The following is a 26,256-nucleotide window of genomic DNA, read 5'->3' on the forward strand; positions in this document are numbered from 1 at the left end:
AATCTTTTTGCTGTGCCTCAAATGAAAGGCTCTTGGATGGGAGGAGGAGGAAGTAGCTTTTTGAACTTTACAATTCGATAGCTGTCTTTTGTTAGCATATATTCGTCTACTCCTGCATCGTAGTAATATGTTATCTCTAAGTCTGCCAACATACGACACCCCTTAGCAAATGCTTCCCCCATATCTATTTGCTTGAGTATATCCTTGTCTTTTACTTTTGCGGATATTTTTTGACCCTCGTATATAAAGTCCCACCCCAATTTTTCGTCAAAGCTGGGGCGAAGTATCTTTAGAGGAACATTTTCTATTGTTGTCGTCTTAGCCGGTTCTTCTTGGTTAGGCATTACGATAGGCATAGCTATAACAGGGAAATCCTGCTTAGGAGTATAAACTACCTCTTCTCTCGTTTGGAATCTAAAACCCGAAATATCTTCATAATCTTGCATTTGCTTAAACTGCTTTTGTATATGGGAACGAATTTCGGGAGAAGTGCCGTACACATTGAAAACTTGCTGGTTTATAACTACAGACCCTCCGCTTTGGTTCGTTATGGTAACGCTGTTCCCCTCTTTTGATATTTCCTTAGGTTTTTTGCCTCCAAGGAAATTTACAAGCTTGTATATTCCGCTTACGGTTTCTATGATATTTGCTACATATTCAACTCCTTGAGAGGAAAAGAGCGTAGCTATAAGGCCCTCTATAAGCTCTATATCGACTTGAAAGCTACCCTTTTCAAAGGCTTTCACTTTAATGTCGATTATTTTCTCTGGCCCTATAAGTTTATTAACCTCCGTAATAATAGAGGTCGTGTGCATAAGGCAGCCGATTAGTAACTCTGCACTAACCTCGTTTCTCTCGTTTTCAAAGACGATGGAAAAGTTGTTTTCGTTCATTTTCTGTACGTTTCCTGATAACGTAATAAATGGTTCGTGCAGTAAAGGTAGTCTAAAAAAATAAAGATGGAAGATGGGTGTGCTTCTATTCTTGTATCATCACTTCGTTTTTGCTGTAGTACTTGTATCCAGCCATAGCCCCTGAGTCGCAGAAAAACCTACCATCTTTGATAGAGTCCACTGTGAGGACTTTCCCGTCTCTTTTTCTTACTACCTTGTCGCCTGCCTTTATATCATCCAGTCGTGGGTCGTAAACCTCTATCTTCTTGTCCCCTTCTTCAGTAGTATCCTCAAAATGTATATCTTGCTCTCCTGTGCGACTATCGCTTTTTGAAGGGTTTAGGAAGTGGTCGGTTAGCTTCTTTACATTGTTGGTCATTCCCCATACCTTGAAAAAGAGTATAATTCCGAATATCCCAAATACTAAGGAGAGAACGAGGTACACAATTTCCTCAAAATCAGATTTCATAATTCTTTTTTGCTTTCGTTGGTATTTTCTGTTTTTATCGCATCTTCTATGGCGTACAGAGCGGTTATTATTTTGCTTCTGTTGGCGGGGTGTCTGTAAGTTGGTCCCCTGGTATATCCTTTCTACACATACCCGCATTCGTTAAGTATGTGCATCTATAGCTCCCGTCCTCGCGGATAGACTGGATGTCTACTTTCCTTTTTAACTCCAGAGAGTATACTTGATCTCCTACTGCGAAAGCCTTATCTCCTTTCGTGTTGACGTATTCTCCAAAGCGGTGTGTTCTTTTTAGCTTTTCATACTCGCCCCTAAAAAAACGTAGGTCTTGTGCGATCTGAAAGAATTTTACAATGATGATGATTTGTACGATTGCCACAATAATGGCGGCTAAAACATAGGCTTCCATACTGTTTATTTATTTCTAATTGTTTTTTTAAGCGAGAAGAGAAGAAGAGATAAAGCCTTTAACGCGAAATATCTTGTGTATGTCGTTTCCAGAAACATTGAAAGGAGCGTAAAGGTCTTTGTCGGGGTTGTCTGAAATACAGGTAATAATTATCCCCCTTCCTCGTCTATGCCTGAGGTACGCAACCTCTTAATCATCCTCTGTCCGTCTCTTGTTATTACAAGGTATATTTCTCCGTTCACTATTGTTTGTACGTCTTCGGGTACTATTGCTACAATGTCTCGCTCCTTTGCTGTTGGGTACATACTCTCCCCCGTGACGTTAAATGCTACGCATCCCTCAAAGTTAGGGAAGTTGATGCGCTTATAAGGCTGATTGATTTCGTTATCACTAATCCATATATCATTACCTGCCGTCGCGGAGAGTTCATAATAGTACTTCATACTATTGCTGTCGGGTTCCGAAGAGCTCTTTAACATCTCACCTTCTCCTGTTATAAGCCAGTCTAAATTTATTTTGTGTGACGACATTTCGGCAATCCTGCGTATTATCTCGTAGCCTGGAGATACTTCTTTTTCTCCGATTATGCTATTAATCGTGGTTCTGCTTATGAATGTACCCTTGGCCATTGCGGTTATATTGCCGTTATACAGCTTATTGGCTATTTCCCTAATCCTGTCATTTACAGATGTATACATATATAATTCAATCTTTTGTAAAGAAATTTGGCGAAATTTCGTCGAAAGGTATTGCGTATGACGAAATTTCGTCATACCTTTGCAACTGCAAAACAATACAAAGCAAATATAGAGAAAATGGCACAAAGTTTAATTAAGAAATGGGAAAACCTCGGGAAGAGGGAGCAGGACAAGGTGGCGTTCGAGCTGGCAGGACTGTGCAACGTGGCGATAGAGACGGTGAAGACGTGGGCAAAGGGGCAGAGAACTCCAAAGCCTGCTAACCAAGAAATCATTGAGAAGTATTTAAGTGAAAAGGAGGAGAAAGGAATATGAAAGAATTAAAAACAATCGTAACAATAACTGCGAAGCTATACAAGCAATCTGGGGAGGTTGTGGACGTTACCCCCGAGAACGGGACGGACTTCTCACTACAAGAGCTACAGGGCTATGTAGGCGGATATATCGAGACCCTCGCACTTAACCACAACCGCTTTATGGTGATAAACGAAGAGGGCAAATTCGCAAAAGGAGCAGAGCGCAATGAAAAGGCTACCGAAATAGCGGCGGAGAGCGGAGCTATTTGGTTTGAAGACTTCATTGTAGGAGATGCTTTAGTGTGCACTGCATCAATGGTGAAATGAATATGAAACAGATAAATAAGAAAGAGGGAGCTATTGCCTCCCTCGCAAAAGGACGCCTTTCCGAAGAGGACGAAGCGATACTAACAGCTGTAAACATTCTCCGCAAAAGAGCGCACGTGGATACCGTAGTAATGCACGACTTTATTATAGAAAAAGCATCAAGATTTGACGAGAGGGCGGCGAGGATGGAAAGGCAGATAGAGGAACTACAAAGGAAAGTAGAGGACGAGGTAAAGAAAAGCCGCATATGGGATGTGCTTGCCACTTGTACCCTCCTGATAGCATCGCTTATACATATAGCTCTGTTCGTTTTGAGGCTTGTTACAGGAACTTGATAATGAACTCTGCAATTGCTACCAATCCTGCAATACATCCTATTATGGAGATGAATGTCTTTATGGCTTTGCTCCAAATCCTCTTTTGAGTTTGCTTTTTCAAGGAGTTATCATTTAGCAGGGCTATGCACCTCTGCCCTTTAAGGGTTACTCGAAATATAACAGTGTCTACACCTGCTTGCTTCGTAATACAGAGTAGCCCAAGAGTAAACAGTCTTACGTATTTATCATGTACTGTTTTATCGGTAGCATTTTCAGAGAGAGGGTCGAGATTAAGGAGGAACTTTTGCTCTTCGGATTTCAGTCGGGGGTATTGCATAACAAAAAAATAGTTTAAGCGTGAGCACAAAGGTATAGAGTAAAAAACAACAGAAAACAGTATTACAACTAATATGAAGAGAATACAAAGTATAGAAAAGTGGGTGCTATGGGCGGTTTTCGTAGCGTGGGGTACGGGGGCATTTATCGTACTCATAAGCGACACGCTCCCCAACGAGGAGCTTACGAAAGAGCTCTTTCACCGCTTCATCTGGAACAAGATAAACGCTATCGTGCATTTAGTACTCTGCTATCTTCTTTACAAGATAGCGTACTACAAAAAGTGGGTACCTCAGATATAAACGCTATGGAAGTACAAGAAGTAAAAGCTCTGAATGATCGATTGGATCGAATAGAGCAACTCACACTGCTTGGAGTGAAGTCGGTGCTGGACATTCACGAGGTGGCACTGCTAACGGGGTTCACCGTTGCCCACCTCTACCAGCTCACCTCAAGGCGCGAGATACCGCACTATAAGAAAGGGAAGAAGCTCTACTTCAACAAAGAGGAGGTAGAGCGATGGATGACCTCTAAAAAGGTATTAACCAATCAAGAAATAGAAAGTAAGGCTACGACCCATGTAGCCATCCACAAGAGAGCATACTAATCAATAATAACTAAAAAGACTATGGTAATTACATTGCAAATCAGTGCAACGCCCGAGCTATTGGAGGCACTGAACCAACTAACCGAGGCACTCACGGGGAAAACGCTGGGCGCGCCTGCCGTTACAGCTCCTGCAAAGCCGACATCTAAGAAGTCTGCCCCTGCTCCCGAGAGTCCTAAGAGCGAAGAGCCTGCCGCTACTGCTCCTGCTCCTGCCCCTGCCCCTGCGGAAGCTCCTACAATCCATGAACCTGCCAACGCTACCGCCTCTACGCTCACGTTAGATGACGTTAAGCGCATCATTATGCAGAAAAACAAAGAGGGGCATCGAGAGGAGATAATCGCTATCCTCAAAGGGTACGGCTTCACCTCTGTACCCTCTATCACCCCTGACAAGTTTGAGGAAGTATTTAGCCAAGTGTCCGCCCTATGAACCCTGTACAAGAAATAACCCTTAGCCCATCGGCGCACGCTCTTTTAGGTCCTTCGGGGGCATCTCGATGGCTGGAGTGTACGCCCAGCGCACGGCTCGAGGAGCAGTTCCCCGACAGCTCCAGCAGTGCTGCCGAAGAGGGGACAATAGCGCACGCACTTGCCGAATTGAAGCTACGCCTCGCCATTGGGGAGATTGACGAGGACCTATTCAACGCAGAGCTGGAGAAGTTGGTCGCCTCGCCCTACTATAATGCAGACATGAGAGAGCATACAAGCGAGTATGCCACGGTAGTGTTAGAAACCTTTGCCGCTGCACAGAGGGCGACCCGCGATGCGCAGCTCTTTATAGAGTCTCGCCTCGACTTGACGGAGTACATCCCCGAAGGTTTCGGCACGAGCGATGCGGTGATTGTTGCCGACGACCGTCTCGAGGTTATAGACCTCAAGTATGGCAAGGGTGTAGCGGTAGATGCTCGGGAGAATAAGCAGATGATGATATACGCCCTTGGTGCGCTCTCGGCGCACGGCATCCTATACGATATTAAGAGGGTGCGTATGACCATCTACCAACCCCGCATTGGCAATTACTCCTCTTGGGAGTGTTCTGTAGAGGAGCTAAAGAAGTTTGCCAAAGAGGTGGTTATCCCCAAGGCGCAATTGGCTTTCCAAGGAGGGGGAGATTTCGTTAGTGGTGAACATTGTCGCTTCTGCCGTGCTAAGTGCCGATGTAGAGCGTATGCCGATGCGCAGCTCGAGGTGGCGAAGTATGAGTTCCGTGCGCCCGCGCTCCTCTCCGACGCAGAGATAGCCGACATCTTAGGTCGTGCGGAGGCGCTCAAGAATTGGGTTTCCTCCATCGAAGAGCATGCACTTACGGAGGCTCGAGACAACGGCAAGCACTTTGAGGGCTTCAAGCTCGTAGAGGGGCGAAGCGTGCGCACTATCATCAACCCCGAAACGTGCGCCTCTATCCTAATGGAGGCGGGGTACACGGAGGAGCAAATCTACTCTCGCGCTCTCTTGGGGATAACTGCCTTAGAGAAAGCAGTTGGCAAGAAGCAGTTCGGAGAACTGCTCGGGGCGCATATTGTAAAACCTGCGGGCAAACCGACCCTTGTCCCTTTGTCGGACAAACGCCCCGAGATAGGCTCCGTGTCGGGAGCTGTGGAGGACTTCTCATGAAAAAGCCTTACAAAGACGACCCCTACAAGCGTCTTGCACCTCCTGCAGTGCCTTCCAATAGTAAAGATATAAATATCGCCTACGACGACCCCGAGAGAGTGCGTGCCTGGTACGCAAGTGTCCGAAAGAGGATATACAAGAAGGAGTGGGCAACGAAAGAAAAAGAGTTCGAGGGGTGCTACTAAACCTACACAAAGGGGGGCGATTTTAGGTACCGACCAAAAAGAAATTAGAACGTACCAAAAACTTTTTTGAACGTACCAAAATGATTTTTGAACGTACCTAAATCTCCCCCTCTTACGACGGGAACTATTTAACAAAATAACAGTAACAAATTCAAGATTATGGCAAACAATCCATCTACAACGACAAAAGTAATCACAGGCATGGTACGCTTTAGCTACCTGCACGTATTTGAGCCCCACGCCATTGAAGAGGGACAAGAGAAAAAGTACTCCGTATCGCTCCTTATCCCTAAGAGCGACACGAAGACGATAGAGCTTATCCTGCAGGCGGTTAAGACAGCCACCGAACAAGCAAAGGCGAAAATGGGCGGTAAACTACCCCCTAAGTTCAAGCTACCGCTTAACGATGGCGACTTAGACCGCCCCGACGACCCCGACTATGCAGGGCATTACTACGTGAACGCAAGTGCAAAAGCGCGCCCAGGGTGGTGGATAAGAACCTACAGCCCATCATAGACCCCGAGGAGTTGTACAGCGGTTGCTATGGGCGCGCCTCTATCACTTTCTACCACTTCGACAAGGCAGGCAATAGGGGCGTGGCTTGTGGGCTGAACAACGTACAAAAGCTCAAGGATGGCGAATACCTTGGCGGTCGCACCTCTGCGGAAAACGACTTTGCGGACTCCTTCGTGGATGGCGACTCCACAGACGATTTCGACTTACCTTTCTAATCTTTCTTTTCTTTCCGTTGAGGAGGTAACCGTAAGGGGTTGCCTCCTCTTTTAACCCTCTTATTCTATGCAATTTCTATACATATCTCTCAAAGCCTTTAGCCCAGAGAACCCTGTCGCTGGTCTTACGCGCTTCGTTGCGCATGACGACTTTACGCTTCTTGTTGTAGCCTATCACCTCAATGATGATGTGCAGGGGTTAGTGCATACAGCGCAAGGCGATAAGCTGGACGACGAGGTGGTAGCCCTTTTGAGGAGCGACAGCGTGGTAAAAGTGGCACATAATACACGCTTCACCCGCCTCTGTTTAGAGCGTTATTTGGGCGTATCGCTCGATGCTCGGCAATGGTTTGACACCAAGGCGCATTGCACCGTCTCGGGACTTCCACAGGGTCTCCCCGAGATAGCCTCCGCGCTACTGTTCAAAATAGCCCCCTATCCCGAAGAGGCGACTCTTACTAAGCTATTCGCGTTGCCCAATAAAAAAGGCAAGCGCAACATAGCGCAACAATATGATAAAGATTGGTCGCTCTTTGCGGAGTCTGTTTGGGCCAATCTCTGCGCTACGATGCAGTTGCACGCATACCTTCTTACCCTTTACCCCTCTCCCTTGTTAGAGGACGAGCAAAAGGTCTACAAGGTGGACCAAGAGATAAACAGTAGGGGGATAGAGGTAGATGCTCGATTTGTGGCATCTGCGCTACGTATGTACGAAAAGCACCAACGTGCGCTCCGTGTACGCTTAGAAAAACGTATCGGCAACTCCGCCACCCCCACCTTCTTTAGAGACTATTTGGCTCGTCGCACGGGGCGTGTGCTACAGAGCTTAAGCAAGTCCGCTCTCAAGGCTCTGCTGGGCGAGCTGGCGGACGAGGCTATAAAGGAGGACATAAGGGACTACTTAGAGCTCCAGCGCACCGCCTGCAAGAAGTACTCCGCCATACAGAAGTCGGTAGTGAACGCTACACGCATCTACGATCACCTGCAGTACCTCGGCACGGCTACGGGTCGGTGGTCCAGTAGTGGCGTTCAGATGCACAACCTACCCTCTACCTCCTTGTCGCCTGAAGACCTGCACACCGCACGAGAGCTTGTGCTAAGCAGAGATGTGGAGTCCATCGCTCTTCTATTCGGGGATGTAACCGACACCTTGGCGCAATTAGTCCGCACCTCCTTTGTTCCGTCTGCCGATAAACTCTTCTGTGTAGCCGACTACTCCGCTATTGAGGCGCGTGTATTAGCCTGTCTGGCACAAGAGGAGTGGAGGTTGGAGCTATTCCGCAACAATGGGCTACTCTACGAAACCTCCGCCTCTAAGATGTTTCGAGTGGATATGGAGACCGTCCTGGCAGACCCCGCCCTCCGCCCTAAGGGGAAGGTGGCAGAGCTTTCGTTGGGATACGGAGGGGGCGTTAATGCTCTTATAGGAATGGGCGCGCTCGACAAAGGGATAACCCGTGAGGAGCTCCCCATCATCGTAAGCGAGTGGCGACGCGCCAACCCACGGATAGTAGCCTTCTGGGACAAGTGTATGAGTATGGCTTTAGAGGCTATACATGCGCCCGAAAATACTTTCTCACTCTTTATATATCAAAATCGTGGAGACGAAGAGAGAACGAAGATTGTAAACGTCTATCTCCACTTCTGCCTCATCAAGGGCAACCTCTGTATAGTGCTGCCATCGGGTCGGGCGCTGGTTTACCGTGGGGCTAAGCCCGACAAGGGGGGCTTCTCCTATATAAAAGATGGAGAGGAGGAATATGTTTTCGGCGGTAAGCTGGTGGAGAATATAACGCAGGCAGTAGCTCGGGATATTCTGGCTTGTGCCCTTGTCCGCATAAACCCTTTTTACGATGTAGTGCTACACGTCCATGACGAGATTGTAGCAGAGATACCCGAGGAGAGAGCCTCCGACGCTCTGCGACGGATTGCAGATAGCATGGCGACCCCTCCCGTCTGGCTTCCCGATATCCCACTACATGTAGAGGCTTTCGCAACACCCTATTATTGTAAATAGTATGACAACACTAAAACACGACGGCCCTTTGGATATCGCCATCGGTCGCAACCGTAAAGACACCGCGTGGCGTAATCATGAGATGCTATGGAGCGAACTCTTGATGCGCCTCTCGCTTACGCACCGTACGGCGGAGACGTTCGCCTCTTACTGCTCCTCCAACAAGTCCCGACGAGACGAAATAAAGGACGTAGGGGGCTTTGTGGGCGGTTATATCACAGGAGGGCGGCGCAAACATGGTGCTATCCTCCATCGCTCCTTAGTGTCATTGGATATAGACTTCGGGAATAAGGAGATTTGGGATGACTTTTGCCTCCTCTTTAATTGTGCTGGGGCTATCTACACCACGCACAGCCACTCTGCCGAAAAGCCACGACTTCGATTGATAGTGCCTCTCGATCGTCCTGTAGCTTGCGATGAGTATGTGGCTATCTCGAGGCGCATCGCTGGCACACTCGGCATAAACTACTTTGACGATACCACCTTCCAACCCGAACGCTTGATGTATTGGCCCTCCACCTCTTCGGATGGGGAGTTTCTATTCGACTCGGTAGATGGTCCGTTCCTCTCTGCCGACGAGATGCTCGGAAGCTATAAGGATTGGACCAATACCGCAGAGTGGCCCGTAAGCGACCGTGTAGAGGCGGTCGTGCGGAGAGAGGCTACCAAGCAAGGCGACCCTTGCGAGAAAGGGGGCATCGTAGGGGCTTTTTGTCGAGCTTACACCATCTCCGAAGCGATAGAGGGCTATCTGGACGATGTGTACACGGCTTGCGATATTCCGAATCGCTACACCTATCGAGAGGGTTCTACCTCTTCGGGGTTAGTGGTTTATGAAGACAAGTACGCCTATTCACATCACAGTACCGACTATAGTGGGAAAGCTCTGCAATGCTTTCGACTTGGTGCGCCTGCACCTCTATGGACTCCAGGACGAGGAGGCACAAGAGGGTACGCCTGTAAATCGTCTTCCCTCCTATATAGCTATGTGCGAGAGGGCGACTAAGGACGCCAAGGTGCGCAATCTATTGGGACAGGAGCGCCTCAAGGAGGCAGGGGCGGACTTTGCCGAGCAGTTCGAAGAGGAGGCAGACATGGAGTGGCTCTCCGAGATGGATGTAGATCGTAGGGGGGCTTACCGTGCTACCTCCGCCAATATTCGACTCATATTAGAGAACGACCCTCAACTGAAAGGCGCTCTTGCGCATGACGCTTTCCGCAAGACCGATGTAGTCTTGAAGGCGTTGCCGTGGTCTCCTTTGCCTGCTCCTCGAGACCTTAACGATACCGACGATGCAGGGCTGAGAGACTACCTCGAGACCATCTACAATATCACAGGCGTACAGAAGATAAAGGACGCTATGCAGATTACCCTCTCTAAGCATCAATTCAACCCGTGAGGGATTATTTAGAGGCGTGCAGGTGGGACGGCGTGGAGCGCATCTCTACTCTTCTTATCGACTATCTCGGAGCGGAGGATACTCCCTACACCCGTTCTGTAGCTGAGGTGTGTCTAACGGCTGCCGTGGCACGCATCTACCAGCCAGGGATAAAGTTCGACTACGTCCCCGTGATTGTAGGACCTCAAGGGTGTGGGAAAAGCTCCTTCGTGCGCTTCCTGGGGCGTAGCTGGTTCTCCGATAGCTTTGGTACTGTCTCGGGCAAGGAAGCCGTAGAGCAGATACAGGGGGCATGGATTATAGAGATTGGGGAGCTGGCAGGGTTAAAGAAAGCCGACCTTGACGTTATCAAGCATTTTATCACCAAGCAGACGGACCGCTTCCGTACCGCCTACGCACGACGTGTAGAAACCTTCCCCCGCCAGTGTGTCTTCTGGGGAACGACCAATAACCATGAGTTCTTGAAAGACCCAACAGGTAACCGTCGCTTTCTCCCGATAGATACAGGAAAGAGAGAGCCAACGAAAAGCATCTTTGCAGACCTCGAAAGGGAGGTAGACCAGATTTGGGCGGAAGCGGTGCATCGCTATAAAGAGGGTGCCTCGCTCCATCTTACCGCCCCCTTGGAGCTACTCGCGCAGAGCGAGCAGAAGCAACACTCCGAACGGGATAGCCGTATTGGTATGATACAGGAGTACCTTAATACGCCTATACCTCGATGGTGGGACCAGCTCACCATTTCGGATCGTATCCTATACCTTCAGGGAGGTGGCAATAGAGATGAATACGCCGAACCTCGTACCCGTGTCTGCGTGGCGGAGGTGTGGTGCGAACTCTTCGAACGACAACGCTCCGACCTCACAAAAGGCATTTCTAATGAGATTGCTAACATGATACTCGCCTGCGAAGGTTGGAAGAGAGAAGCGACCCCCTGCCGTATTGTAATATATGGTCTTCAGAAGAATTTTACCAATAAGACAATTAAGGATAATAAACACCTATTTAACTCTTCTACTGTTACCAACGATGACGCCCCTTTTTAGTAACATAATTATTAAAGTGTTACCAAGAAATTGTCGGTAACACCGCTTAGTAACACCTTGGTAACACCCTTTACTCTCTTATTATCAACTATTTATCTATATAATAAAGTATTTGTTACCAAGAAAGTAGAAAAAATAACACTATAACGGATTAGAGAGAATAGAGAGTATATATAGAGCCTAATACTGCCTAATGCGCCTAATCGCTTAGAGTATATAGAAATCTTGGTAGCGTTGGTAACAAGCACATAAGACACACCCGACAACTGCAAATAAATGTAAACGCAACAAGGACCCATGAAGGAGAAGTTATTAGAGAAAAAGCTAAGAGAGGAAGTAAAGAAAAGAGGGGGGATAGCTTACAAATTTGTGTCGCCTAATCACAGAGGTGTACCTGACCGCTTACTACTCCTTCCTAACGGTAAAACATTCTTTGCCGAGATAAAGACAACAGGAGAACGCCCCACACAGCTACAGCAATTAGAATTGAGACGTATAAACGCGCTTGGCTTTCCCACCTACGTGGTGGATGATATGAAGAGCCTCCAGCAACTACTAAACGATATAGACACCGAAAAGCAATGAAATTTACACCACACGCTTATCAAGAATACGCCATACAGCATATCATAGAGCATCCCTACTGCGGGCTCTTCCTTGATATGGGATTAGGCAAAACAGTATCTGCCCTCACCGCATTAAGCATATTGCAATACGAAACGATGGAGGTAAACAAGGTCTTGGTGATAGCCCCCAAGAGAGTTGCCGAGGACACTTGGACCAATGAGGTGGCAAAATGGGATCACTTAAAACACCTTCGTATTGTCTCCGTCCTGGGGAGTGAAAGGTCTCGCAAGGAAGCCCTACGAGCGAAAGCCGATATTTATGTTATCAATCGGGAGAATGTGGCTTGGTTAGTGGCACAATACCAAAACGCTTTTCCCTTTGACACGATTGTGATAGATGAGCTTTCCAGCTTCAAGTCGCCCAAGAGCCAACGGTTTAAGGCACTGCGCTTAGTGCGCCCTCGAGTGAGCAGGGTAATAGGCTTAACAGGAACACCAGCCCCCAACGGACTGATAGACCTCTGGAGCCAACTGTATCTACTCGATAGGGGGGAGCGATTAGGTAAGACGGTTACAGAATACAGGTCTACTTACTTCGTGCCAGGTCGTTCTAACGGGCATGTCGTTTTCGACTATAAAGCCAAAAAGGGCAGTGAAGATGCTATCCACAATCAGATAAGCGATATATGTATCTCAATGAAGGCGGTAGACCATTTGACTTTACCCGAGTGTATTCATAAAGAAGTGCGCGTTAAGCTAACACCCGAGCAGAAGAAGAGGTATGAGGAGTTCGAGAAGGAGCAAGTCCTTCAGCTGATAGAGGGGGAGGAAATATCTGCCATCAATGCCGCAGCACTTTCTAATAAGCTACAGCAATTTGCGAACGGAGCTATCTACGATGAGGATAGTATCTATCACGAAATACATACCGCAAAGCTCGAAGCCTTAGAGGAAATAATCGAGGAGGCACAAGGGAGCAACATCTTGCTTTTTTACAACTTCAAGCATGATGCCGAGCGGATAGAAAAGCGCTTTAAGAAACTGCGCCCCGAACGCATAAAGGGGAGCGAGGATATACGCAGATGGAACGAGGGCAAGATACCGCTTTACATCGCCCACCCTGCCTCTGCGGGGCATGGGCTAAACCTCCAGCAAGGAGGAGATATCATAGTTTGGTTTGGTCCTACTTGGTCGTTGGAGCTTTATCAACAAGCTAATGCCAGACTACACCGCCAAGGTCGCACGCGCCCCGTCTGCATAGTTCAGATTGTCTCGGAAGGGACTATCGACGAGGAGATAACAAAGGCAATAGGAAAGAAAGAGGGCGTACAGGAGAGTTTATTACAAGCCGTAAAGGCAAGAATAGAGAAGTACAGGAGGAGATAGAAATGAGCAAGAAGGGCAAACAAATAAAAGCGCATCTAAACGATGAAGAGGCAGAGAGCCTATCTAAAGTGCGCGCACGCTATGGGTTCAAAAGTGATTACCAATTTGTGCTATCCTGCGTGCGCTTATTCCTGCGTATTCTAAGCGACCCAAGGAGGGAAGAGTTCAACGGTTCGGACTATGACTACATAGAACATCTCTTTACGGAATATGCTAACGCAGAGTATGAGGAATTGTATCCAACCCCTGAAAGCTCTATAAATCGCCTACAATCGAATATCAGGTACAGGAGTGGGGATGACATCAAAAAGAAAGATAAAACGCAACAGAGCGCAAAAGAAGTGCGTTATAAGGAATTTGCCGACCGTTTCATACGAACACACTATAAGCGACTGCAAGACACTTTTGACGGTATGCGTATCAACCGAGCGAACTGCGAGGCAATGGATATATGCCAAGACACCCTACTTGCCCTTTACTATTGCCGTGAGGAGTTCTCAAGCTACGAGGACTTCGAGCAGTACGCCCTTGAAAAGTTCCACCTATCCTAAAAGATGAAAGCAAGAAACAAACAATACACGGAGCTCCTGAACTGTACCCGATGGCGCAACCTAAGAAACACCTACTTAGTTAGCCAACCCCTCTGCGAGCGATGTTTACAGCAAGGGAAGACAACACCCGCTACCGAGGTACACCATATCCAACCGCTTGAGAACTACATAAACACGCCCGAGCGGATGAAGGCTTTAGCCTACGACCCCTCTAACCTACAAGCCCTTTGCCACGCTTGCCACGTCCAAGTCCATATCGAACTAAAGAGCAAATCCAAGAAGGCGACCAAGGAGCGTAATAAACAACTTACTGAGTTATTCGTCAAGAAGTTCTTTACTTAGTATCGTATCGTCCCTCTCTGTGTAGTCTAAAATCGACAAAGCTACCTTGCGGAAGTAGTCTTTGATGAGAGCAGCTCCCTCGGATTTAAGAGGGGGCTATCTTTTTTAAGAGGAGGGGGAGGCACCCAAACCCACCCCCGAGTCCTTTTACACGCACGAGGTCCAAAAAGGCTGTGGGGGTATAGTAAAAATGGCGTTTTTTTTTTGGGGGGGGGCGATAGCCTCCTTGTTCTTGTCTGTTTGTTGTTCCCCTTTTCTCCACACGGAAGGGGACTTTTTTTAGGTACGACCAAAAAAGATTTTGGTACGTTCAAAATTTATTTTGGTACGTTCAAAAAAGATTTAGGTACGTTCAAAATAAGCGCGCAAGTAGTACCAAAATCGGCTATTCTCTGCCTATATGTAGAAGGTCTAATGTATGGCGACGAAAAGAAGCACAGAGGTAGAGAGAATAAAGGGCGAGTTGCGCGAGGTAATGGAGGCTATAGGCACGTACAGCCCCGCTTTCGACTCACTTATTACTTCGTGCGCTCAAATCACGGCTTTACGTAACAAGACCTATGCGAAGTGCATAATGATGTCCCCAGCACTCGAGGAGAAGAGTCGGGAGAACGAAAAGCGTCTAAAGGCTAATCCTGTGTATGGTCTTTATATTGACTTATGCAAAGAGCAGCGCAACGTGCTAACCTCTTTACGGCTGACCGTTGAGGCGTCGGGAGTAGCCGAGGACGACGCATTAGAGGAGTTGAACAGAAAACTAAAAGAGCTTGAAGATGGACGAAAGTGAAAAACAGGCTCTTCGAGATTTGAAGGCACAAACCGTTCGAGAGCTACAAACCTTGCCAATTGACTTTAGGCTCTGCTCTTCGGTAGACGATCGTTTAACCTCGTACATCAAAGCGTGTATAGAGAGACCAGAAGCGCATAATCTCTACGAATTGTTGGCTATAAAGAAATTCCACACAATGACTTGTCGCTACGAACTACGCGCTTTGGAGGTTCAGAAGTTTATCCTTACCTATGAGTTCTTAGAGTTCCCGAGCGATGAGGGGGCAAAGCGGTACAAGCTGACCCCTATACAGGTATTCCAATTCACCAACATTGAGGGTTTTTTCTATCCAGGCACGGAGCGCAAAGTTATTACCGATGCACTTCTTTTCGTTCCTCGAAAGTTCAGTAAGACGACTTCAGTAGCGAGCCTCGCCGTGAAGGACTTGTTATTCGGCGATGCGAATGCTCAGGCGTTTGTAGTTGCTAATAGTAGCAAGCAGGCAAAAATCTGTTTCGATGTGATACGCTTTATCTTGAAACGATTGGACCATAAGATGCGGCGTTTCAAAATCAACAGGGAGCAGGTATTTAATCTATGTAGAGGGAAAAGCTCTTTTGCCCAATGTCTTGCCTCAGACGTTGGTACGCTGGACGGGTTGAATGCAAGCACGGTGATTGTAGACGAGTATGCACAGGCGGATAGTGCAGCACTAAAGAACGTCCTAACCTCCTCGATGGGGGTGCGTCTTAACCCCCTAACGGTGATTATCACCACGGCGAGCAGTAAGACGGAGACACCTTTCTATGAGATGCTCAAGACCTACAAGTCGGTGTTAAGGGGAGAAATAGAGATGGATAGTGTCTTTGCTCACATCTTCGAACCCGACGTGGACGACGACGAAGGAGACCCAGCAACGTGGTATAAAGTACAGCCACATCTTGGGGTAACGTGTCGGGAGGAGTTCTATAAAGACAAATGGGATAAGGCGCAACTCTGTGCGGAGGATATGCAGGAGTTCCGCAACAAGCTCCTGAACATCTTTGCTCATAGTGAGCTGGAGGACTGGATACCAACGAAGGAGATAGAAAGCAGAAGTATAAGAACAGATATAGAGAGTTTTCGAGGTGTACGAAGTGTAGCCTCTGTGGACCTGTCGGTATGTGATGACCTCTCTGCCGTTTCTTACTTGCTCTATATGCCTGGTCGTGTTCTCCCAGAGCGCACAACGGAAACACCTTTCCACTCCATAACACACTACTATTTCCCCGAGGGGCAGATAGCTACACATCCCAATGGGGAGTTGTATCAAAGATGGGTAGATGCGGGGTATCTAACGCTTTGCGAAGGAGCGGTGATAGATTATCGGCAGATAGTGAATGATATACTTTCTAAGCCGTTTTCAATTTTAGGTGTCGGCTATGATAGATATAAGGCGGAGGAGTTTATACGATTGCTAAAGTCCTCCCCAGGTGTCGGCAAAGAGCACCTTTACGAGATAGCACAGACGTATGGGAACTTTACCAGCCCCGTCGAGAGCTTCGAACTCTCTCTATATACAAATCGTATAACCTTCGAGGATAATCCTATTACAGCCTATTGCTTTGGAAATGCAACAATTGACGAGGATAGACTGGAGAATAGGAAGCCCATAAAAAAGAAGCAGAGCGGTAAGATAGACGGAGCGATTACCAACGTGATGAACTTTTGGATGCTGAACAATATAAAGATGACACAATAATGGGATTTTTTAGCTTTATGAAACGCAGTAAAAGCGTCAGTATAAACGACCTGCCTACTGTATGGAGGACGTTAGGAGTGCGCGGTGAGTCCGTACGTACAGAAGAGCAAGCTATGCGCCTCGATGTCGTATATAGATGCGTCGATATTTTGAGTGGTACCGTTGCCTCTCTACCTCTTCGCTTACAACGTATGCGAGGGGGTATTTTCAAGGATATAGAGAACTCCCCAATAAACAACATCTTTAACTGTGAGGCTAACGAGAGGCAGACTTTCTTTGTCCTACTGCAGAATGCTATTGTAAGCCTTTACTTGAGAGGTAACGCCTATATCTTAATACAGAGAGACGCTCGCGGAGAGGTGCAAGCCCTCTACTTGTTGGATAGCAACAGCGTACACTATGATGTGCGCCAAAATACCTACACGGTTTCGGATGCAGTCGGTGGGCGTTCGGATGTTTACCAGAGCCATGAAGTAATCCACCTAAAGAACAAGACGCTGGATGGTGGGTACATCGGAGTCTCTACTATTACGTATGCAAGTCGCACGTTGTCCATCTCTGCCAATAGCGACGAGCAAACCCTTGATACGCTCAAAAGAGGTAACAAGATGAAAGGCTTTTTGTCGGGAGGCAATCCTGTGCTGGGCATGGGGGAAATACAAGACAAGGAGCGCAAGAAGATAGCCGACAGCTTGGAGCAGGAAATAGAGGCGGATAGGAGTATAATGAGCATTCCAGGTAGCGTAACATTTACACCTATCACTATTAGCCCTGCCGATGCCCAGCTCCTCGAAACACGAAAGTTTTCGCCTTACTCTATATGTAGATACTTCGGAGTACATCCTGATATGGTCTTTGTGGAACGTGCGGGTAACTACAAATCGAGCGAGAATGCCACCTCCACTTTCTTAACGCAGACCTTAAAACCCCTCTTAACACAAATAGAGAAAGAATTTTTATCGAAGCTGATACCTGCTTCCCCTTCACACAAGAGTATGTACAGAGTGAGATTTGACCTACTCGACCTCTACTCTGCAGATATAAAGGCGATGGCAGAGGCTAATATGTTATCCATCCAATCAGGCACAATGACACCCAACGAGGCGAGAAAAAGAGAGGGCAGAGAGCCCGTAAAAGGGGGTGATACGGCATTTATTTCTTGCAATTTGATGCCGATTGATGGGAAAAATGAAGAAAAAAAAGAGGAAACGCCCGAAAAGTAGTACCAAAAACGGCTATAAAAATCCTATTAGTAGATAGACGTGTGTAGTATGGAAGAAAAAAATATAGAGATACGAAGTTTTGGAGGCATTGCCCAGCCCGTCGTTTCTGCTGAGGGCAGGACTATCGAGGGGTATGCTATTGTTTTTAACACTCCCAGCCAAGTAATGTACGATTGGTGGGATGGGGACTACTTCGAAGAGCGTATAGCCCCAGAAGCGGTAACGGATGCTTTTTTAGCAACACAGGACGTAAAGGCGGTTGTGGAGCACAATCCAGAGCGTCTCTTGGCGAGGAGTAATAAGGGAAAAGGTTCTTTAACCCTCACAGTAGACGAGAAGGGCTTGAAGTACAGCTTTGAAGCACCCGATACGCAAGAGGGGAATAACGCCCTTGAGCTTATCAAACGAGGCGATTATTCTGGCTCTTCTTTCAAGTTTAGAGCCTACTCGAAAGGTTGCGTAGAGAAAGAATGGAGCAAGGAGAAGCAACGATGGATACACACTATTCGCAAGTTCGATGGTATCTACGATGTTTGTATTACCACGGACCCAGCATATATAGAGACTACGGTAGATGTGCGCAGTCTACAAGCACCAGAGGGAAAGAAAAGCGAGGAGGAGATGCGTAGCTACTATGCCGAGTTAGAACAAAGAGCAAGAAGGTTTTAATCAAAATAACGTTATGACAAGATTAGAGATTTTACAAAAGCAGACAGAGAATGCACACGAAATGAGGTGTATTATCGACAAGGCTAAAGACGAGAAGCGTGCCTTGACACAAGAGGAGCAGGACAAATTCAATGCTCTTGAGCTCGAGCAACGTGCGTTGCAGATCGAGACGATGATGCAACAGCAACCAGGGGTTCCAGCTCCAGAGGGAGACAGTGTGGAGAAACGTTTTCTTGAGATGGCTTGCGATGTAGCAAGCGGAGGATCAAGTGGCAAGGCGTCGTTCAATGTTCGTTCGGTCGTGAACTTTGATAGCGTAAAGGAGACAAGTGTCCCTGTTGTTTTTCAGGACCTTTTAGACCCATTGGAAAAAGGATTAATTATATCCAAATTAGGATGTAAGGTACAAGATGGTCTAAACGGCTTGCCTATGAACGCGGAGGTGGACGCTCCAGAGGCTACAGTTTTAGGGGAAAATGAGAAAGTTTCAGAGTCTACTCTGAACTTCACGGGTGAAACCCCTACCCCAAAACGTATTTCAATGTCTATCCCCGTGTCCCGCACCGCTCTTAATGTAGACAATCGCAATCTCTACGGAATTGTGATGAGGACCCTTGGGGCTGGTATTGCGCGCAAGGTGAACAAGATTATGTTTACGACCACCGCTCATGGCAAGTTCAAAGGACCTTTTGTCGGTCTTACTGGTGCACAGAAAATACAAGGGACTGCCTCAAAAGGTTGGGACCAAGGCCTTATCGTGGATATAGAGCATGCGGTATTGGACAGCATGGTAGAAGCCTTAGGAGGAAACTCTGCATATATCATGAATACCAAGACGGCTGCCGCTCTTAAAAAGAAGCAATTGGTAGCAGCCGATAAGGAAATGCTTCTCCAAATGCACATTGACTCCAATACGGGATATCGCTATGGTTTCATGAATAGCTACCGTTCTGAGTTTACCAATTATGCTCCTGATAATACCATCTTCTTTGGAGACTTCCGCTACTGTGCGATAACGCACTTCGGGGAGGCATCTTTCATTATAGACCCCTATTCAAGAGCGAGAGAGAACATGGTAGAGTTTACGGTGAATATAGATATGGATATAACTCCTGTCCGTTCACAGGCTTTCTCTATGGCTGTTTTAGCGTAATGAGTACATAGCAGGGTGCGGTTTTAGTCCTGCACCCTGCACTTCTTAACCTAATGAGCTATGTATATCACCTTAGAAGAAGCAAAAGCGCACCTAAACGTAGGGCACGACGAGGACGATGTCTATATCACGAGTTTGATAGAGACAGCGGAGGAGCAGTTGGCGAACTGCATAAACCGTCCTTTCAGTGAAGTACTCAACGGGGACGGCACACTACCCGCCCCCCTGCGACACGCTATCAAGATTTTGGTAGCAAAGCTCTATGCCTACCGAGAGGGAGATGCACTGGGGAATGTGCGAGAAGCCTCTTTTACGTTAGCCAATCTATTCATGCCTTATAGGAGAGAGTTATGAGGGCTGGCAGTTTACGGTATACGTTAGAGATGCTTCGAATGGAGCAGAAGCAAAGCCCCTCGGGTTTCGTCTCCGAGGAGTGGACAACGCTCTACACCTGCAGAGCGCAAAAGGTTCGCCAATGGTCGCTCAGAGGGGATGGCTTCCAGGCAAAGGAACAATTCGACGGGGAGCGTCTACAGTTCCGTGTCCGTTACGATAAGCGACTCAACGAGGTACAGCGCATAAGGTTCGAGGGAGCGGAGTATAGGATAACGCTGAGAGACCCTAATGCGTATGATAACAGTGTGGTTTTAACATGTGTATTAATTGATGGGTAGACCAGCAAAGAGAGCAGAGTTCTTGGAAATAGGGCCAGAGCGTTACAGCTTTGCCCATGTAGATGAGACGCTTGGCACGTGGACGGCTTTGCAGACCAACAAGGCGTATCGGCGAGGGATGCGAGAAGCCTCTAAGGTACTTATACGAGGAGGGCGGCGGAGATTGAGAGACCGCCTCCTTCGCAACGGAAAATCTACGGGTGCATTGCTATCGAGTTTCGCCTTTCGCATCAAGCGGCGCAAGCCCGAGGCGATTGTAGGTTTCGGTACGCTGGGGCGACATGCTCACTTGGTGGACCGAGGCACGGAGATGAGAGAAACAGGGAAAAAATATAATCGAGGTAAGATGCGGGGCAATCTCTTCTGGAGTGTTACCAAGGACCAAGACGGTAAGGAGGCTATAGAGGCGATGAAGCGAGGCATCATAAATGCACTGATGGATGAGCGAGTTTAGTAGTAGCAAATTGCGATCATCTCAATTTATACGTGAGAGATTGCTCGCAGACCCCGAGATAAAAAGGCTTGTCGGGGATGCCATTTATCCCTGCCTTGCCCCTCAGACCGAGGGCGACTACATCGTGATGACGCGCACGGAGTACGGCACATTATCGGGCAAAATGGGCATCTACGAACGCAAGTGTACAGTGATATTGGAGATATTCAGCGACCATTACGACAGAGGCTGGATATAGCCGAAGCAATAGACAACCACTTCACGGTGCAGTACGAGATGTCGTTGGGAGGCGATGGTGTTTCGGTACAGTTAGTAGAAGCTGTCGAGGCGGTTGTAGATGGCAAATATGTACAGCTAATGGAATATAGTATCAATTAAAAAACAGAATTATGGCAACAGAAGCAAAGTATTTAGAGAGCAGAGACCTTGTCAAGAGTGAGAGTCTGATGCTCTATGTAGACGGGAAACTTGTCGCTTACACCACGAAGCACAGCTTTTCCTTACAGACCGACAAGCAGGATATTAGTAGCAAGATGTCGGGAGATTGGGACGAATCGCTCGCGGGTAAGCTCTCATGGAGCGTAGAGGCGGAGTGTTTGGTGACCAAGACCAAGGGGCACCTATCTAAAGACCTCCTCCTGCAGATGCTTGCCGAGCGTAAGCCCTTTAAGATGGAGATTGCCGAGGTAACGCGTGCTATCGCGGCAACAGGTGAGAAGACCATCACCAAGGGGGCGGTGAAGATGCAAGGGATGTGCGTCCTTACAGACTACAAGGAGGATAGTGCTAAGGGCGAGTACACCAGCGCCAGCGTCTCCCTTACAGGTACGGGACCTCTTTTTGATGGTGCGAACAAGGAACTCGGGTCCGCCGAGGCACGAGCTGCGCTGGGAGTGGGATAAAATTAGAACGTACCAAAATCTTTTTTGAACGTACCAAAATGATTTTTGAACGTACCAAAATAAATTTAGAACGTACCAAAATTAAACGATACAACTATGGCATTAAAATTCAGATTAGTACAGCGTAAAGTGATGTCGGGGAAGAATGCAGGGAAAAAGCTCTTCTTTGCGAGTCCCACGTCGCGCGGTAAAATTTCCTACGAACGCTTTTGCCGAGAAGTGGCAGAGGGCAGTACGGTAGAGACGGCGGATGTGAAAGCCGTAATAGATCGCATGGTGCGCGTGCTCCACCTCCACGTAAGCGAGGGCGAGAGCGTAGAGTGTGGCGAGTTGGGCATTTTCTCTACCACGTTTGGTAGCGCAGGGGTGGCAGAGAGCAAGGAGTTTGTGCCACATAGAGACATTCGGCGTCCGCGCATCGCATACCGTCCTTCGGGCTTCTTGCGCGTCCTTACCCTCTCGGGTTACGAGCGTGTAAATGAAGAGGGATGCAAGCCACAGAAGCCCCAAGGAGGAGGCGGTACACCCCAAGGAGGTTCGCCCTCTGGGGAGGACTCGGGCGAGGGTATCTAATCGTAACAGGAAGATGATAACCGTAAGGGCTTTAATCCTTTTTGAGCGTCTCTCGGGGCGCAGTTATCGTACGTTGGGAGCGGAGGAGCAGGACACGCTCCTCCTTTCTTATTCCATGCAGTGCGCCAAGGGGAGGTGTGAACTAACCTATGAGGACTACCTGGTTAGCCTTAGAGAGGCCAACCCCATACGGGAGCAGGCTACAAAAGCGTGTGAGCGTGCTATACGTTACATCGCACAGTTCATGCAGGATGAGGCAACGGTGGACACTCTCGACGGAGAACCGCCCACGCAGTTGCCCACGCTCACCGAACTTGCGCTCTCTCTTATCGCACGAGGGATAAGTCCCGACTTCGTATTAGACCGAATGGACTTGTGGCTGTTTGCCCCTTTGTTCAAGCAAATAGCCCTCAAAGAGCAGGAAGTGCAGGAAAATAAGAGACTCTGGGCGTTTGTCCACCTCTCCCCTTATCATCAAAAGGGGGCTAAGCCAACCGATCTAATCGTATTCCCATGGGAGGCAGAACAGGTGCAGAAGGAACGAGACGAGACGGCAGAGCAATCCATAGAAGACTTTGAACTATTAACGCAAGAATAAGTAATGGCAAAACTGGAGTTAGCAATAGCAATAAAGCTGATACAGCAGAATTTCCAACGAGGGGTTAGTCAGGTACGCGCCTCTCTCAAATCACTACAATATCAAGTATTGGCGATAGCATCGGCTATCGGGGCAGGGGGCTTTGCCGTTGGCGGTTTCCTAAGCCAACTAAAAGAGGTGGCACGCGCAGCGAGCAAGGCGAATGTAACGCTTCGCAACGTATCAAAAAGCAATGCCACTACGTCAACCAAGTAAACTTCTTGAAACGCGTTGCGCACGAGTACAAACAAAACCTATCGTACCTTACCGAGAGTTACGCTAAATTCAAAGCCTCCGCCGATGCAGGCGGTCTCTCCATAGCGTCGCAACAGCAGATATTTGAGAGCGTAACAAGAGCATTGACCGCTTTTGGTGTATCGGGGCAAGAAGCCAACCTTGCCATGAAGGGTATACAGCAAATGATGTCTAAGGGCAAGGTCTCTGCCGAAGAGTTGCGCCGTCAGCTTGGCGAGCAGTTGCCCATAGCCATGGAGGCGATGGCGCGAGCGCTGGGAGTATCAATGGGCGAGATGGAGGAGCTACTAAAGAAGGGCGAGGTGTACTCCGCCGAGGTCCTACCCAAGTTCGCCGAGGAGCTTAACAAGATGGTTACGGCAGTTGATACGGACAACCTTGAGACTTCCTTCGCCCAAATCGGTAATACCCTTATTGAGATCGTCGAGGAGTGGGGGCTTGTAGAGAAGTTCAAGGCTATTGTAGATGGCACGGTGAAAGCGCTCCAGTACCTTAAAGGGCATGCTGTTTCCATCGTCGCTACGATAGGGGCGTTCTTTGCAGGGCTTAAAGTCCCTGCCTTTGCCTCTAAGTTCGTAGGACAAGCGCAAATGGTCGAGACGGCCGAGAAGAAGCTGGAGGCCTCTAAGGTGCGCTTGACTGTGCAGTACGAACGACTCGAAAAAGCGCGTAGGAAACTGGCTGCTGCCCGTCAAGCCGAAGCCTCCGATGTGGCGCTACTCAAGAAAAAATATGAAGCCGAGCGCAGTCGGGCACAAGTCCTCTATCAATCCCGAGCACAAGCAGGGGCGGACCTAATACAAGCCAAGAACATTAAAACTTGGGGCGTAATCAAAACCAACGCCTTGGGGGCTATCCGTGCCATCGGCGGAGCGTTCAAAGGGATACTCTCGGCGTCTATCTACGGGTTGATTTTCGCAGCCATTGCACAAATAGTATCTAAGGTTGTGGAGTGGGTGAGCTACCAAAGGAGGGTAAACAATCTTGTAAGGGATTATAGAGAAGGCATTAAAAACATTGATTACGGACAGCAAGTAAGTGACTTGCAGAACCTCCGTAAGTTGGTAGAAGACCAAAATGCAAAAGAAGAAGATAAAAAGGGACTTCTTGCACAAATTAACAAGGAGTATGGCTATTCTTTAGAACTCAATCAAGATTTATCTAAGCAGTTAGAGCGACAAATCGGACTCCTCAAACAGCAAGAGCAATTAAGGTATCACAGAGAAAAGAGTTACGAAACTACCAAGAGGCAGGAGGAGATTCTTGGCTACTTTAATATCTCTGACGACACTAAAGCCCCAAACAGTAGGGAGAAAATCATAGAGAGGTTAAACTATATCGGCAAGCTACAAGTTGCTGGAGGGCAGCGCAACAGAATGTTAAGTTTTGAGGAGGCAGACAAAATATCAGATTTTTATAGTACTCAAAATTGGCTTTTACCAGTAAGGTCGGAGCTTGTAGCATTAGGAAAGGAATGGTATAATCTTAGCGAGGTCTCAAACTTGGCTTACAACGAGATTGCAAAATTGTCAAAAGTAGAGGAAGATACGACAATAACCTTCGCCCCCGTAAAGGATACCGACAAAGGCAAGAAAGAATCTCCTTTAGAACGTGCCGAGCGAGAGTACGCTGAAAGAGTAAGAGAGTTATCCAACCAAAAGCGACTCGACCTTATCAGCGAAAAGGAGTACCAAGAAGAGCTACAAGAAGCCTCACGGCGTGCCACCCTTGAAATAGGGGGACTACTTGGAGAGAAAGCCAAGGGGAACAAAACGTATAGAGAAGCCGAACAGCACGTAGTAGCTGGTCTTACTAACGAGGCTAAAGCCCTCGAAGAGGCAAAAGCGAGCATCGTAGACCATGAGCGCAGGGCAAACACGCTACATCTTACCGAGGAACAGAAGCGTAAAGAGCGCATAGAAGCTCTTAATACAGCAATAGATCGTCTGCTAAGGGAGGAGGAGCAAACCCCTGCTATCCTTTCTGCGATTAGAGGCTACGAGCGTGAGCGCAATAACCTACTACCAGTACCCCAGAAAGGCGAGAGGGATACCGCTTTCGATTATAAGAAGGGGGAGGACGATATAACAAGAGAAGAGATACAGCTTTTAGAGGAGTATGTACAGCAACTCAAAGCCCTACAAGAGGCGGGTCTAAATGTGGCGGATGCCATAAACAAAGCGCAAAGCGAAATCTCTACTCTGCAGGGGGCTTTACGACTACAGGAGCTAAAAAGGGATGTCGCCGACTTCAACAGGGAGTTGAGCGAAACAACCTATTCGAGTATTAAAAATATAGCGGGGTCTACTCAGTACCTCGTACACGCTTTTAAGTCTATGCGTAGCGCTTTTACCGATGATGATGCCTCACCATTCGAGCGACTTCTTAACGTCTTCAACGCCCTACAGCAAGCCGTTGATGGCGTATTAAGCACAATACAAATGTTTGAAAAAATCGGTGAGGCCTCTAAAAAGCTCGGCTTAGCGAGCCAAGCGGTAGACTTATTGACGTCCAAGCAGGAAGGCATGGCAGGTGTAGCCGAGGGCGTCGAGGATGGTATAACAGGAGTAGCCCAGGCACAGGGTAATGCCGTCGGCGAAGCCGTATCAGGGGCAGGCAAAGAGGTTGCCTCGTCAAAGGCTGTTACCAAGGCGAAGATAGAGGAGGCTACCGCTAAAATCTTAGCGGCTAACGCTGCACTTGGACCAGCGGGGGCAATGAAAGCAGGTGCGGAAATAGCCTTATGGTAGCAACCATCAAGGCAGCAGGAGCGGTGGCAGGATTTTCCAACGGAGGCTTAGTGGCGGGTGGCTCTCCTTGGGGAGATAGAACGCTCATTCGAGTAAACGCAGGTGAGCGAGTTCTTAACGCAGAACAGCAAGAATGGTTGCAAAGACTGGCGAAAGGGTTTTCGGCACAACCACAAGGAGGTAATGTGCGCGTGAGTGGTGAATTTAGGATGCGTGCGGGAGACCTCTACGCAGTAGTGAGAAACGAAGAAAGACGAAGAGCAAGATAGT

The 26,256-nt window shown here is 48.0% G+C and carries 36 protein-coding genes and 1 pseudogene; 32 read left to right on the top strand and 5 right to left on the bottom strand.

Annotation, left to right across the window (positions count from 1 at the left end; genetic code table 11):
• Positions 1–17: 17 nt before the first annotated feature.
• The 4 genes from JCM15907_RS05405 to JCM15907_RS05420 all read right to left on the bottom strand — a co-directional run bounded on the left by JCM15907_RS05405 (position 18) and on the right by JCM15907_RS05420 (position 2,466).
• Positions 18–893, bottom strand: a complete 876-nt coding sequence (locus JCM15907_RS05405) for an LAPAL motif-containing putative phage structural protein (RefSeq protein ID WP_025843016.1) — start codon at positions 891–893, stop codon at positions 18–20.
• 85 nt (positions 894–978) lie between these two features.
• The gene (locus JCM15907_RS05410; RefSeq protein WP_036883082.1) at positions 979–1,362 is read right to left on the bottom strand and encodes a hypothetical protein; all 384 of its coding nucleotides are present in this window, start codon (positions 1,360–1,362) and stop codon (positions 979–981) included.
• 67 nt (positions 1,363–1,429) lie between these two features.
• Complete coding sequence (locus tag JCM15907_RS05415; RefSeq protein ID WP_025843018.1) at positions 1,430–1,768, bottom strand: hypothetical protein; 339 nt, start codon at positions 1,766–1,768, stop codon at positions 1,430–1,432.
• A gap of 149 nt (positions 1,769–1,917) precedes the next feature.
• The gene (locus JCM15907_RS05420; RefSeq protein WP_025843019.1) at positions 1,918–2,466 is read right to left on the bottom strand and encodes a S24 family peptidase; all 549 of its coding nucleotides are present in this window, start codon (positions 2,464–2,466) and stop codon (positions 1,918–1,920) included.
• A gap of 117 nt (positions 2,467–2,583) precedes the next feature.
• Between JCM15907_RS05420 and JCM15907_RS05425 the strand changes: the two genes are divergently transcribed.
• Genes JCM15907_RS05425 through JCM15907_RS05435 form a run of 3 tightly spaced genes read left to right on the top strand, consistent with a single transcriptional unit; the run spans position 2,584 to position 3,424 of the window.
• A complete protein-coding gene (locus JCM15907_RS05425; protein WP_081773806.1) occupies positions 2,584–2,781 on the top strand; it encodes a hypothetical protein in 198 nt (65 codons plus the stop codon).
• Positions 2,778–3,089 (top strand): DUF3846 domain-containing protein, encoded by a 312-nt coding sequence (locus tag JCM15907_RS05430; protein WP_051522406.1) that lies wholly within the window; start codon positions 2,778–2,780, stop codon positions 3,087–3,089. The genes JCM15907_RS05425 and JCM15907_RS05430 overlap by 4 nt, the downstream gene beginning before the upstream one ends.
• A gap of 2 nt (positions 3,090–3,091) precedes the next feature.
• Positions 3,092–3,424, top strand: a complete 333-nt coding sequence (locus JCM15907_RS05435; RefSeq protein WP_148297470.1) for a hypothetical protein — start codon at positions 3,092–3,094, stop codon at positions 3,422–3,424.
• Here JCM15907_RS05435 and JCM15907_RS05440 read toward each other — a convergent pair.
• A complete protein-coding gene (locus JCM15907_RS05440; RefSeq protein ID WP_025843023.1) occupies positions 3,411–3,743 on the bottom strand; it encodes a hypothetical protein in 333 nt (110 codons plus the stop codon). The genes JCM15907_RS05435 and JCM15907_RS05440 overlap by 14 nt on opposite strands.
• 73 nt (positions 3,744–3,816) lie before the next feature.
• Here JCM15907_RS05440 and JCM15907_RS12835 point away from each other — a divergent pair, with 73 nt between their 5' ends.
• The 29 genes and pseudogenes from JCM15907_RS12835 (at position 3,817) to JCM15907_RS05580 (ending at position 26,255) form a co-directional block, all read left to right on the top strand.
• Complete coding sequence (locus JCM15907_RS12835; protein WP_148297471.1) at positions 3,817–4,044, top strand: hypothetical protein; 228 nt, start codon at positions 3,817–3,819, stop codon at positions 4,042–4,044.
• A gap of 5 nt (positions 4,045–4,049) precedes the next feature.
• Complete coding sequence (locus JCM15907_RS10970; protein ID WP_036885572.1) at positions 4,050–4,349, top strand: helix-turn-helix domain-containing protein; 300 nt, start codon at positions 4,050–4,052, stop codon at positions 4,347–4,349.
• Positions 4,350–4,370: 21 nt separating this feature from the next.
• Positions 4,371–4,781 (top strand): hypothetical protein, encoded by a 411-nt coding sequence (locus JCM15907_RS05450; RefSeq protein ID WP_025843025.1) that lies wholly within the window; start codon positions 4,371–4,373, stop codon positions 4,779–4,781.
• A complete protein-coding gene (locus tag JCM15907_RS05455) occupies positions 4,778–5,965 on the top strand; it encodes a DUF2800 domain-containing protein (RefSeq protein ID WP_025843026.1) in 1,188 nt (395 codons plus the stop codon). The genes JCM15907_RS05450 and JCM15907_RS05455 overlap by 4 nt, the downstream gene beginning before the upstream one ends.
• Positions 5,962–6,150, top strand: coding sequence for a hypothetical protein (locus JCM15907_RS05460; RefSeq protein WP_025843027.1), 189 nt, complete (start codon positions 5,962–5,964; stop codon positions 6,148–6,150). The genes JCM15907_RS05455 and JCM15907_RS05460 overlap by 4 nt, the downstream gene beginning before the upstream one ends.
• Before the next feature lie 201 nt (positions 6,151–6,351).
• Positions 6,352–6,881 (top strand): annotated as a pseudogene (locus tag JCM15907_RS10975) (DUF2815 family protein).
• 67 nt (positions 6,882–6,948) lie between these two features.
• Positions 6,949–8,898 carry a DNA polymerase gene (locus JCM15907_RS05470; RefSeq protein WP_025843028.1) on the top strand — a complete coding sequence of 650 codons (1,950 nt, stop codon included), beginning with the start codon at positions 6,949–6,951 and terminating at the stop codon, positions 8,896–8,898.
• A 1-nt stretch (position 8,899) separates the two neighbouring features.
• A complete protein-coding gene (locus JCM15907_RS12285) occupies positions 8,900–9,904 on the top strand; it encodes a hypothetical protein (protein WP_051522407.1) in 1,005 nt (334 codons plus the stop codon).
• Positions 9,885–10,298: a hypothetical protein gene (locus JCM15907_RS12290; protein ID WP_051522408.1), complete on the top strand. Its 414-nt coding sequence runs from the start codon at positions 9,885–9,887 to the stop codon at positions 10,296–10,298. Before JCM15907_RS12285 ends, JCM15907_RS12290 begins: the two co-directional genes overlap by 20 nt.
• Positions 10,295–11,341 carry a virulence-associated E family protein gene (locus tag JCM15907_RS12295; RefSeq protein ID WP_159099917.1) on the top strand — a complete coding sequence of 349 codons (1,047 nt, stop codon included), beginning with the start codon at positions 10,295–10,297 and terminating at the stop codon, positions 11,339–11,341. The genes JCM15907_RS12290 and JCM15907_RS12295 overlap by 4 nt, the downstream gene beginning before the upstream one ends.
• A 297-nt stretch (positions 11,342–11,638) precedes the next feature.
• Positions 11,639–11,926 carry a VRR-NUC domain-containing protein gene (locus tag JCM15907_RS05480; protein WP_025843029.1) on the top strand — a complete coding sequence of 96 codons (288 nt, stop codon included), beginning with the start codon at positions 11,639–11,641 and terminating at the stop codon, positions 11,924–11,926.
• A complete protein-coding gene (locus tag JCM15907_RS05485; RefSeq protein ID WP_025843030.1) occupies positions 11,923–13,293 on the top strand; it encodes an SNF2-related protein in 1,371 nt (456 codons plus the stop codon). The genes JCM15907_RS05480 and JCM15907_RS05485 overlap by 4 nt, the downstream gene beginning before the upstream one ends.
• Before the next feature lie 2 nt (positions 13,294–13,295).
• Positions 13,296–13,844: a hypothetical protein gene (locus tag JCM15907_RS05490; protein ID WP_025843031.1), complete on the top strand. Its 549-nt coding sequence runs from the start codon at positions 13,296–13,298 to the stop codon at positions 13,842–13,844.
• A 3-nt stretch (positions 13,845–13,847) separates the two neighbouring features.
• Positions 13,848–14,186, top strand: coding sequence for an HNH endonuclease (locus JCM15907_RS05495; RefSeq protein WP_025843032.1), 339 nt, complete (start codon positions 13,848–13,850; stop codon positions 14,184–14,186).
• Positions 14,187–14,604: 418 nt separating this feature from the next.
• The gene (locus JCM15907_RS05505) at positions 14,605–14,973 is read left to right on the top strand and encodes a hypothetical protein (protein WP_025843033.1); all 369 of its coding nucleotides are present in this window, start codon (positions 14,605–14,607) and stop codon (positions 14,971–14,973) included.
• A complete protein-coding gene (locus tag JCM15907_RS05510) occupies positions 14,960–16,696 on the top strand; it encodes a terminase TerL endonuclease subunit (RefSeq protein ID WP_025843034.1) in 1,737 nt (578 codons plus the stop codon). The genes JCM15907_RS05505 and JCM15907_RS05510 overlap by 14 nt, the downstream gene beginning before the upstream one ends.
• Positions 16,696–17,919, top strand: a complete 1,224-nt coding sequence (locus tag JCM15907_RS05515) for a phage portal protein (RefSeq protein ID WP_025843035.1) — start codon at positions 16,696–16,698, stop codon at positions 17,917–17,919. The genes JCM15907_RS05510 and JCM15907_RS05515 overlap by 1 nt, the downstream gene beginning before the upstream one ends.
• A gap of 48 nt (positions 17,920–17,967) precedes the next feature.
• On the top strand, positions 17,968–18,588 hold the full coding sequence (locus tag JCM15907_RS05520; RefSeq protein ID WP_036885564.1) for an HK97 family phage prohead protease: 621 nt from the start codon (positions 17,968–17,970) through the stop codon (positions 18,586–18,588).
• Positions 18,589–18,601: 13 nt separating this feature from the next.
• Positions 18,602–19,741: a phage major capsid protein gene (locus JCM15907_RS05525; protein ID WP_025843037.1), complete on the top strand. Its 1,140-nt coding sequence runs from the start codon at positions 18,602–18,604 to the stop codon at positions 19,739–19,741.
• A 60-nt stretch (positions 19,742–19,801) separates the two neighbouring features.
• The gene (locus JCM15907_RS05530) at positions 19,802–20,095 is read left to right on the top strand and encodes a head-tail connector protein (protein ID WP_025843038.1); all 294 of its coding nucleotides are present in this window, start codon (positions 19,802–19,804) and stop codon (positions 20,093–20,095) included.
• On the top strand, positions 20,092–20,415 hold the full coding sequence (locus JCM15907_RS05535) for a phage head closure protein (RefSeq protein WP_025843039.1): 324 nt from the start codon (positions 20,092–20,094) through the stop codon (positions 20,413–20,415). Before JCM15907_RS05530 ends, JCM15907_RS05535 begins: the two co-directional genes overlap by 4 nt.
• Positions 20,408–20,869, top strand: coding sequence for a hypothetical protein (locus JCM15907_RS10985; RefSeq protein ID WP_025843040.1), 462 nt, complete (start codon positions 20,408–20,410; stop codon positions 20,867–20,869). Before JCM15907_RS05535 ends, JCM15907_RS10985 begins: the two co-directional genes overlap by 8 nt.
• On the top strand, positions 20,856–21,107 hold the full coding sequence (locus JCM15907_RS05545) for a hypothetical protein (protein ID WP_025843041.1): 252 nt from the start codon (positions 20,856–20,858) through the stop codon (positions 21,105–21,107). The genes JCM15907_RS10985 and JCM15907_RS05545 overlap by 14 nt, the downstream gene beginning before the upstream one ends.
• 151 nt (positions 21,108–21,258) lie before the next feature.
• A complete protein-coding gene (locus JCM15907_RS12300) occupies positions 21,259–21,771 on the top strand; it encodes a phage tail tube protein (protein ID WP_025843042.1) in 513 nt (170 codons plus the stop codon).
• Positions 21,772–21,867: 96 nt separating this feature from the next.
• Complete coding sequence (locus JCM15907_RS10995) at positions 21,868–22,344, top strand: HU family DNA-binding protein (RefSeq protein WP_025843043.1); 477 nt, start codon at positions 21,868–21,870, stop codon at positions 22,342–22,344.
• A gap of 13 nt (positions 22,345–22,357) precedes the next feature.
• Complete coding sequence (locus JCM15907_RS05565; RefSeq protein WP_025843044.1) at positions 22,358–22,942, top strand: hypothetical protein; 585 nt, start codon at positions 22,358–22,360, stop codon at positions 22,940–22,942.
• A 3-nt stretch (positions 22,943–22,945) separates the two neighbouring features.
• Positions 22,946–23,197, top strand: a complete 252-nt coding sequence (locus JCM15907_RS05570; protein WP_025843045.1) for a hypothetical protein — start codon at positions 22,946–22,948, stop codon at positions 23,195–23,197.
• Between the two features lie 5 nt (positions 23,198–23,202).
• Positions 23,203–25,986, top strand: coding sequence for a tape measure protein (locus JCM15907_RS05575; RefSeq protein WP_025843046.1), 2,784 nt, complete (start codon positions 23,203–23,205; stop codon positions 25,984–25,986).
• Positions 25,980–26,255 carry a hypothetical protein gene (locus JCM15907_RS05580; RefSeq protein WP_025843047.1) on the top strand — a complete coding sequence of 92 codons (276 nt, stop codon included), beginning with the start codon at positions 25,980–25,982 and terminating at the stop codon, positions 26,253–26,255. The genes JCM15907_RS05575 and JCM15907_RS05580 overlap by 7 nt, the downstream gene beginning before the upstream one ends.
• The last annotated feature ends 1 nt before the right edge of the window (position 26,256 follow it).

The sequence above is a fragment of the Porphyromonas gingivicanis JCM 15907 genome (assembly GCF_000614585.1).
In the GTDB taxonomy this organism is placed as follows: domain Bacteria; phylum Bacteroidota; class Bacteroidia; order Bacteroidales; family Porphyromonadaceae; genus Porphyromonas; species Porphyromonas gingivicanis.

Bases quoted from the DNA above. Each gene is read 5' to 3' on its own strand.
- JCM15907_RS05420 (WP_025843019.1), bottom strand. From the start codon at position 2,466: ATGTATACATCTGTAAATGACAGGATTAGGGAAATAGCCAATAAGCTG.
- JCM15907_RS05455 (WP_025843026.1), top strand. From the start codon at position 4,778: ATGAACCCTGTACAAGAAATAACCCTTAGCCCATCGGCGCACGCTCTT.
- JCM15907_RS05460 (WP_025843027.1), top strand. From the start codon at position 5,962: ATGAAAAAGCCTTACAAAGACGACCCCTACAAGCGTCTTGCACCTCCT.
- JCM15907_RS05515 (WP_025843035.1), top strand. From the start codon at position 16,696: ATGGGATTTTTTAGCTTTATGAAACGCAGTAAAAGCGTCAGTATAAAC.
- JCM15907_RS05530 (WP_025843038.1), top strand. From the start codon at position 19,802: ATGTATATCACCTTAGAAGAAGCAAAAGCGCACCTAAACGTAGGGCAC.
- JCM15907_RS05535 (WP_025843039.1), top strand. From the start codon at position 20,092: ATGAGGGCTGGCAGTTTACGGTATACGTTAGAGATGCTTCGAATGGAG.
- JCM15907_RS05580 (WP_025843047.1), top strand. From the start codon at position 25,980: ATGGTAGCAACCATCAAGGCAGCAGGAGCGGTGGCAGGATTTTCCAAC.
- JCM15907_RS05485 (WP_025843030.1), top strand. From the start codon at position 11,923: ATGAAATTTACACCACACGCTTATCAAGAATACGCCATACAGCATATC.
- JCM15907_RS05470 (WP_025843028.1), top strand. From the start codon at position 6,949: ATGCAATTTCTATACATATCTCTCAAAGCCTTTAGCCCAGAGAACCCT.
- JCM15907_RS05480 (WP_025843029.1), top strand. From the start codon at position 11,639: ATGAAGGAGAAGTTATTAGAGAAAAAGCTAAGAGAGGAAGTAAAGAAA.
- JCM15907_RS05570 (WP_025843045.1), top strand. From the start codon at position 22,946: ATGGCAAAACTGGAGTTAGCAATAGCAATAAAGCTGATACAGCAGAAT.
- JCM15907_RS05435 (WP_148297470.1), top strand. From the start codon at position 3,092: ATGAAACAGATAAATAAGAAAGAGGGAGCTATTGCCTCCCTCGCAAAA.
- JCM15907_RS10985 (WP_025843040.1), top strand. From the start codon at position 20,408: ATGGGTAGACCAGCAAAGAGAGCAGAGTTCTTGGAAATAGGGCCAGAG.
- JCM15907_RS05450 (WP_025843025.1), top strand. From the start codon at position 4,371: ATGGTAATTACATTGCAAATCAGTGCAACGCCCGAGCTATTGGAGGCA.
- JCM15907_RS05510 (WP_025843034.1), top strand. From the start codon at position 14,960: ATGGACGAAAGTGAAAAACAGGCTCTTCGAGATTTGAAGGCACAAACC.
- JCM15907_RS05415 (WP_025843018.1), bottom strand. From the start codon at position 1,768: ATGGAAGCCTATGTTTTAGCCGCCATTATTGTGGCAATCGTACAAATC.
- JCM15907_RS05525 (WP_025843037.1), top strand. From the start codon at position 18,602: ATGACAAGATTAGAGATTTTACAAAAGCAGACAGAGAATGCACACGAA.
- JCM15907_RS10995 (WP_025843043.1), top strand. From the start codon at position 21,868: ATGGCATTAAAATTCAGATTAGTACAGCGTAAAGTGATGTCGGGGAAG.
- JCM15907_RS12290 (WP_051522408.1), top strand. From the start codon at position 9,885: ATGTGCGAGAGGGCGACTAAGGACGCCAAGGTGCGCAATCTATTGGGA.
- JCM15907_RS05520 (WP_036885564.1), top strand. From the start codon at position 17,968: ATGGAAGAAAAAAATATAGAGATACGAAGTTTTGGAGGCATTGCCCAG.
- JCM15907_RS05565 (WP_025843044.1), top strand. From the start codon at position 22,358: ATGATAACCGTAAGGGCTTTAATCCTTTTTGAGCGTCTCTCGGGGCGC.
- JCM15907_RS05425 (WP_081773806.1), top strand. From the start codon at position 2,584: ATGGCACAAAGTTTAATTAAGAAATGGGAAAACCTCGGGAAGAGGGAG.
- JCM15907_RS12300 (WP_025843042.1), top strand. From the start codon at position 21,259: ATGGCAACAGAAGCAAAGTATTTAGAGAGCAGAGACCTTGTCAAGAGT.
- JCM15907_RS05440 (WP_025843023.1), bottom strand. From the start codon at position 3,743: ATGCAATACCCCCGACTGAAATCCGAAGAGCAAAAGTTCCTCCTTAAT.
- JCM15907_RS05430 (WP_051522406.1), top strand. From the start codon at position 2,778: ATGAAAGAATTAAAAACAATCGTAACAATAACTGCGAAGCTATACAAG.
- JCM15907_RS05405 (WP_025843016.1), bottom strand. From the start codon at position 893: ATGAACGAAAACAACTTTTCCATCGTCTTTGAAAACGAGAGAAACGAG.
- JCM15907_RS05545 (WP_025843041.1), top strand. From the start codon at position 20,856: ATGAGCGAGTTTAGTAGTAGCAAATTGCGATCATCTCAATTTATACGT.
- JCM15907_RS05490 (WP_025843031.1), top strand. From the start codon at position 13,296: ATGAGCAAGAAGGGCAAACAAATAAAAGCGCATCTAAACGATGAAGAG.
- JCM15907_RS05495 (WP_025843032.1), top strand. From the start codon at position 13,848: ATGAAAGCAAGAAACAAACAATACACGGAGCTCCTGAACTGTACCCGA.
- JCM15907_RS05505 (WP_025843033.1), top strand. From the start codon at position 14,605: ATGGCGACGAAAAGAAGCACAGAGGTAGAGAGAATAAAGGGCGAGTTG.
- JCM15907_RS12285 (WP_051522407.1), top strand. From the start codon at position 8,900: ATGACAACACTAAAACACGACGGCCCTTTGGATATCGCCATCGGTCGC.
- JCM15907_RS05410 (WP_036883082.1), bottom strand. From the start codon at position 1,362: ATGAAATCTGATTTTGAGGAAATTGTGTACCTCGTTCTCTCCTTAGTA.
- JCM15907_RS10970 (WP_036885572.1), top strand. From the start codon at position 4,050: ATGGAAGTACAAGAAGTAAAAGCTCTGAATGATCGATTGGATCGAATA.
- JCM15907_RS12835 (WP_148297471.1), top strand. From the start codon at position 3,817: ATGAAGAGAATACAAAGTATAGAAAAGTGGGTGCTATGGGCGGTTTTC.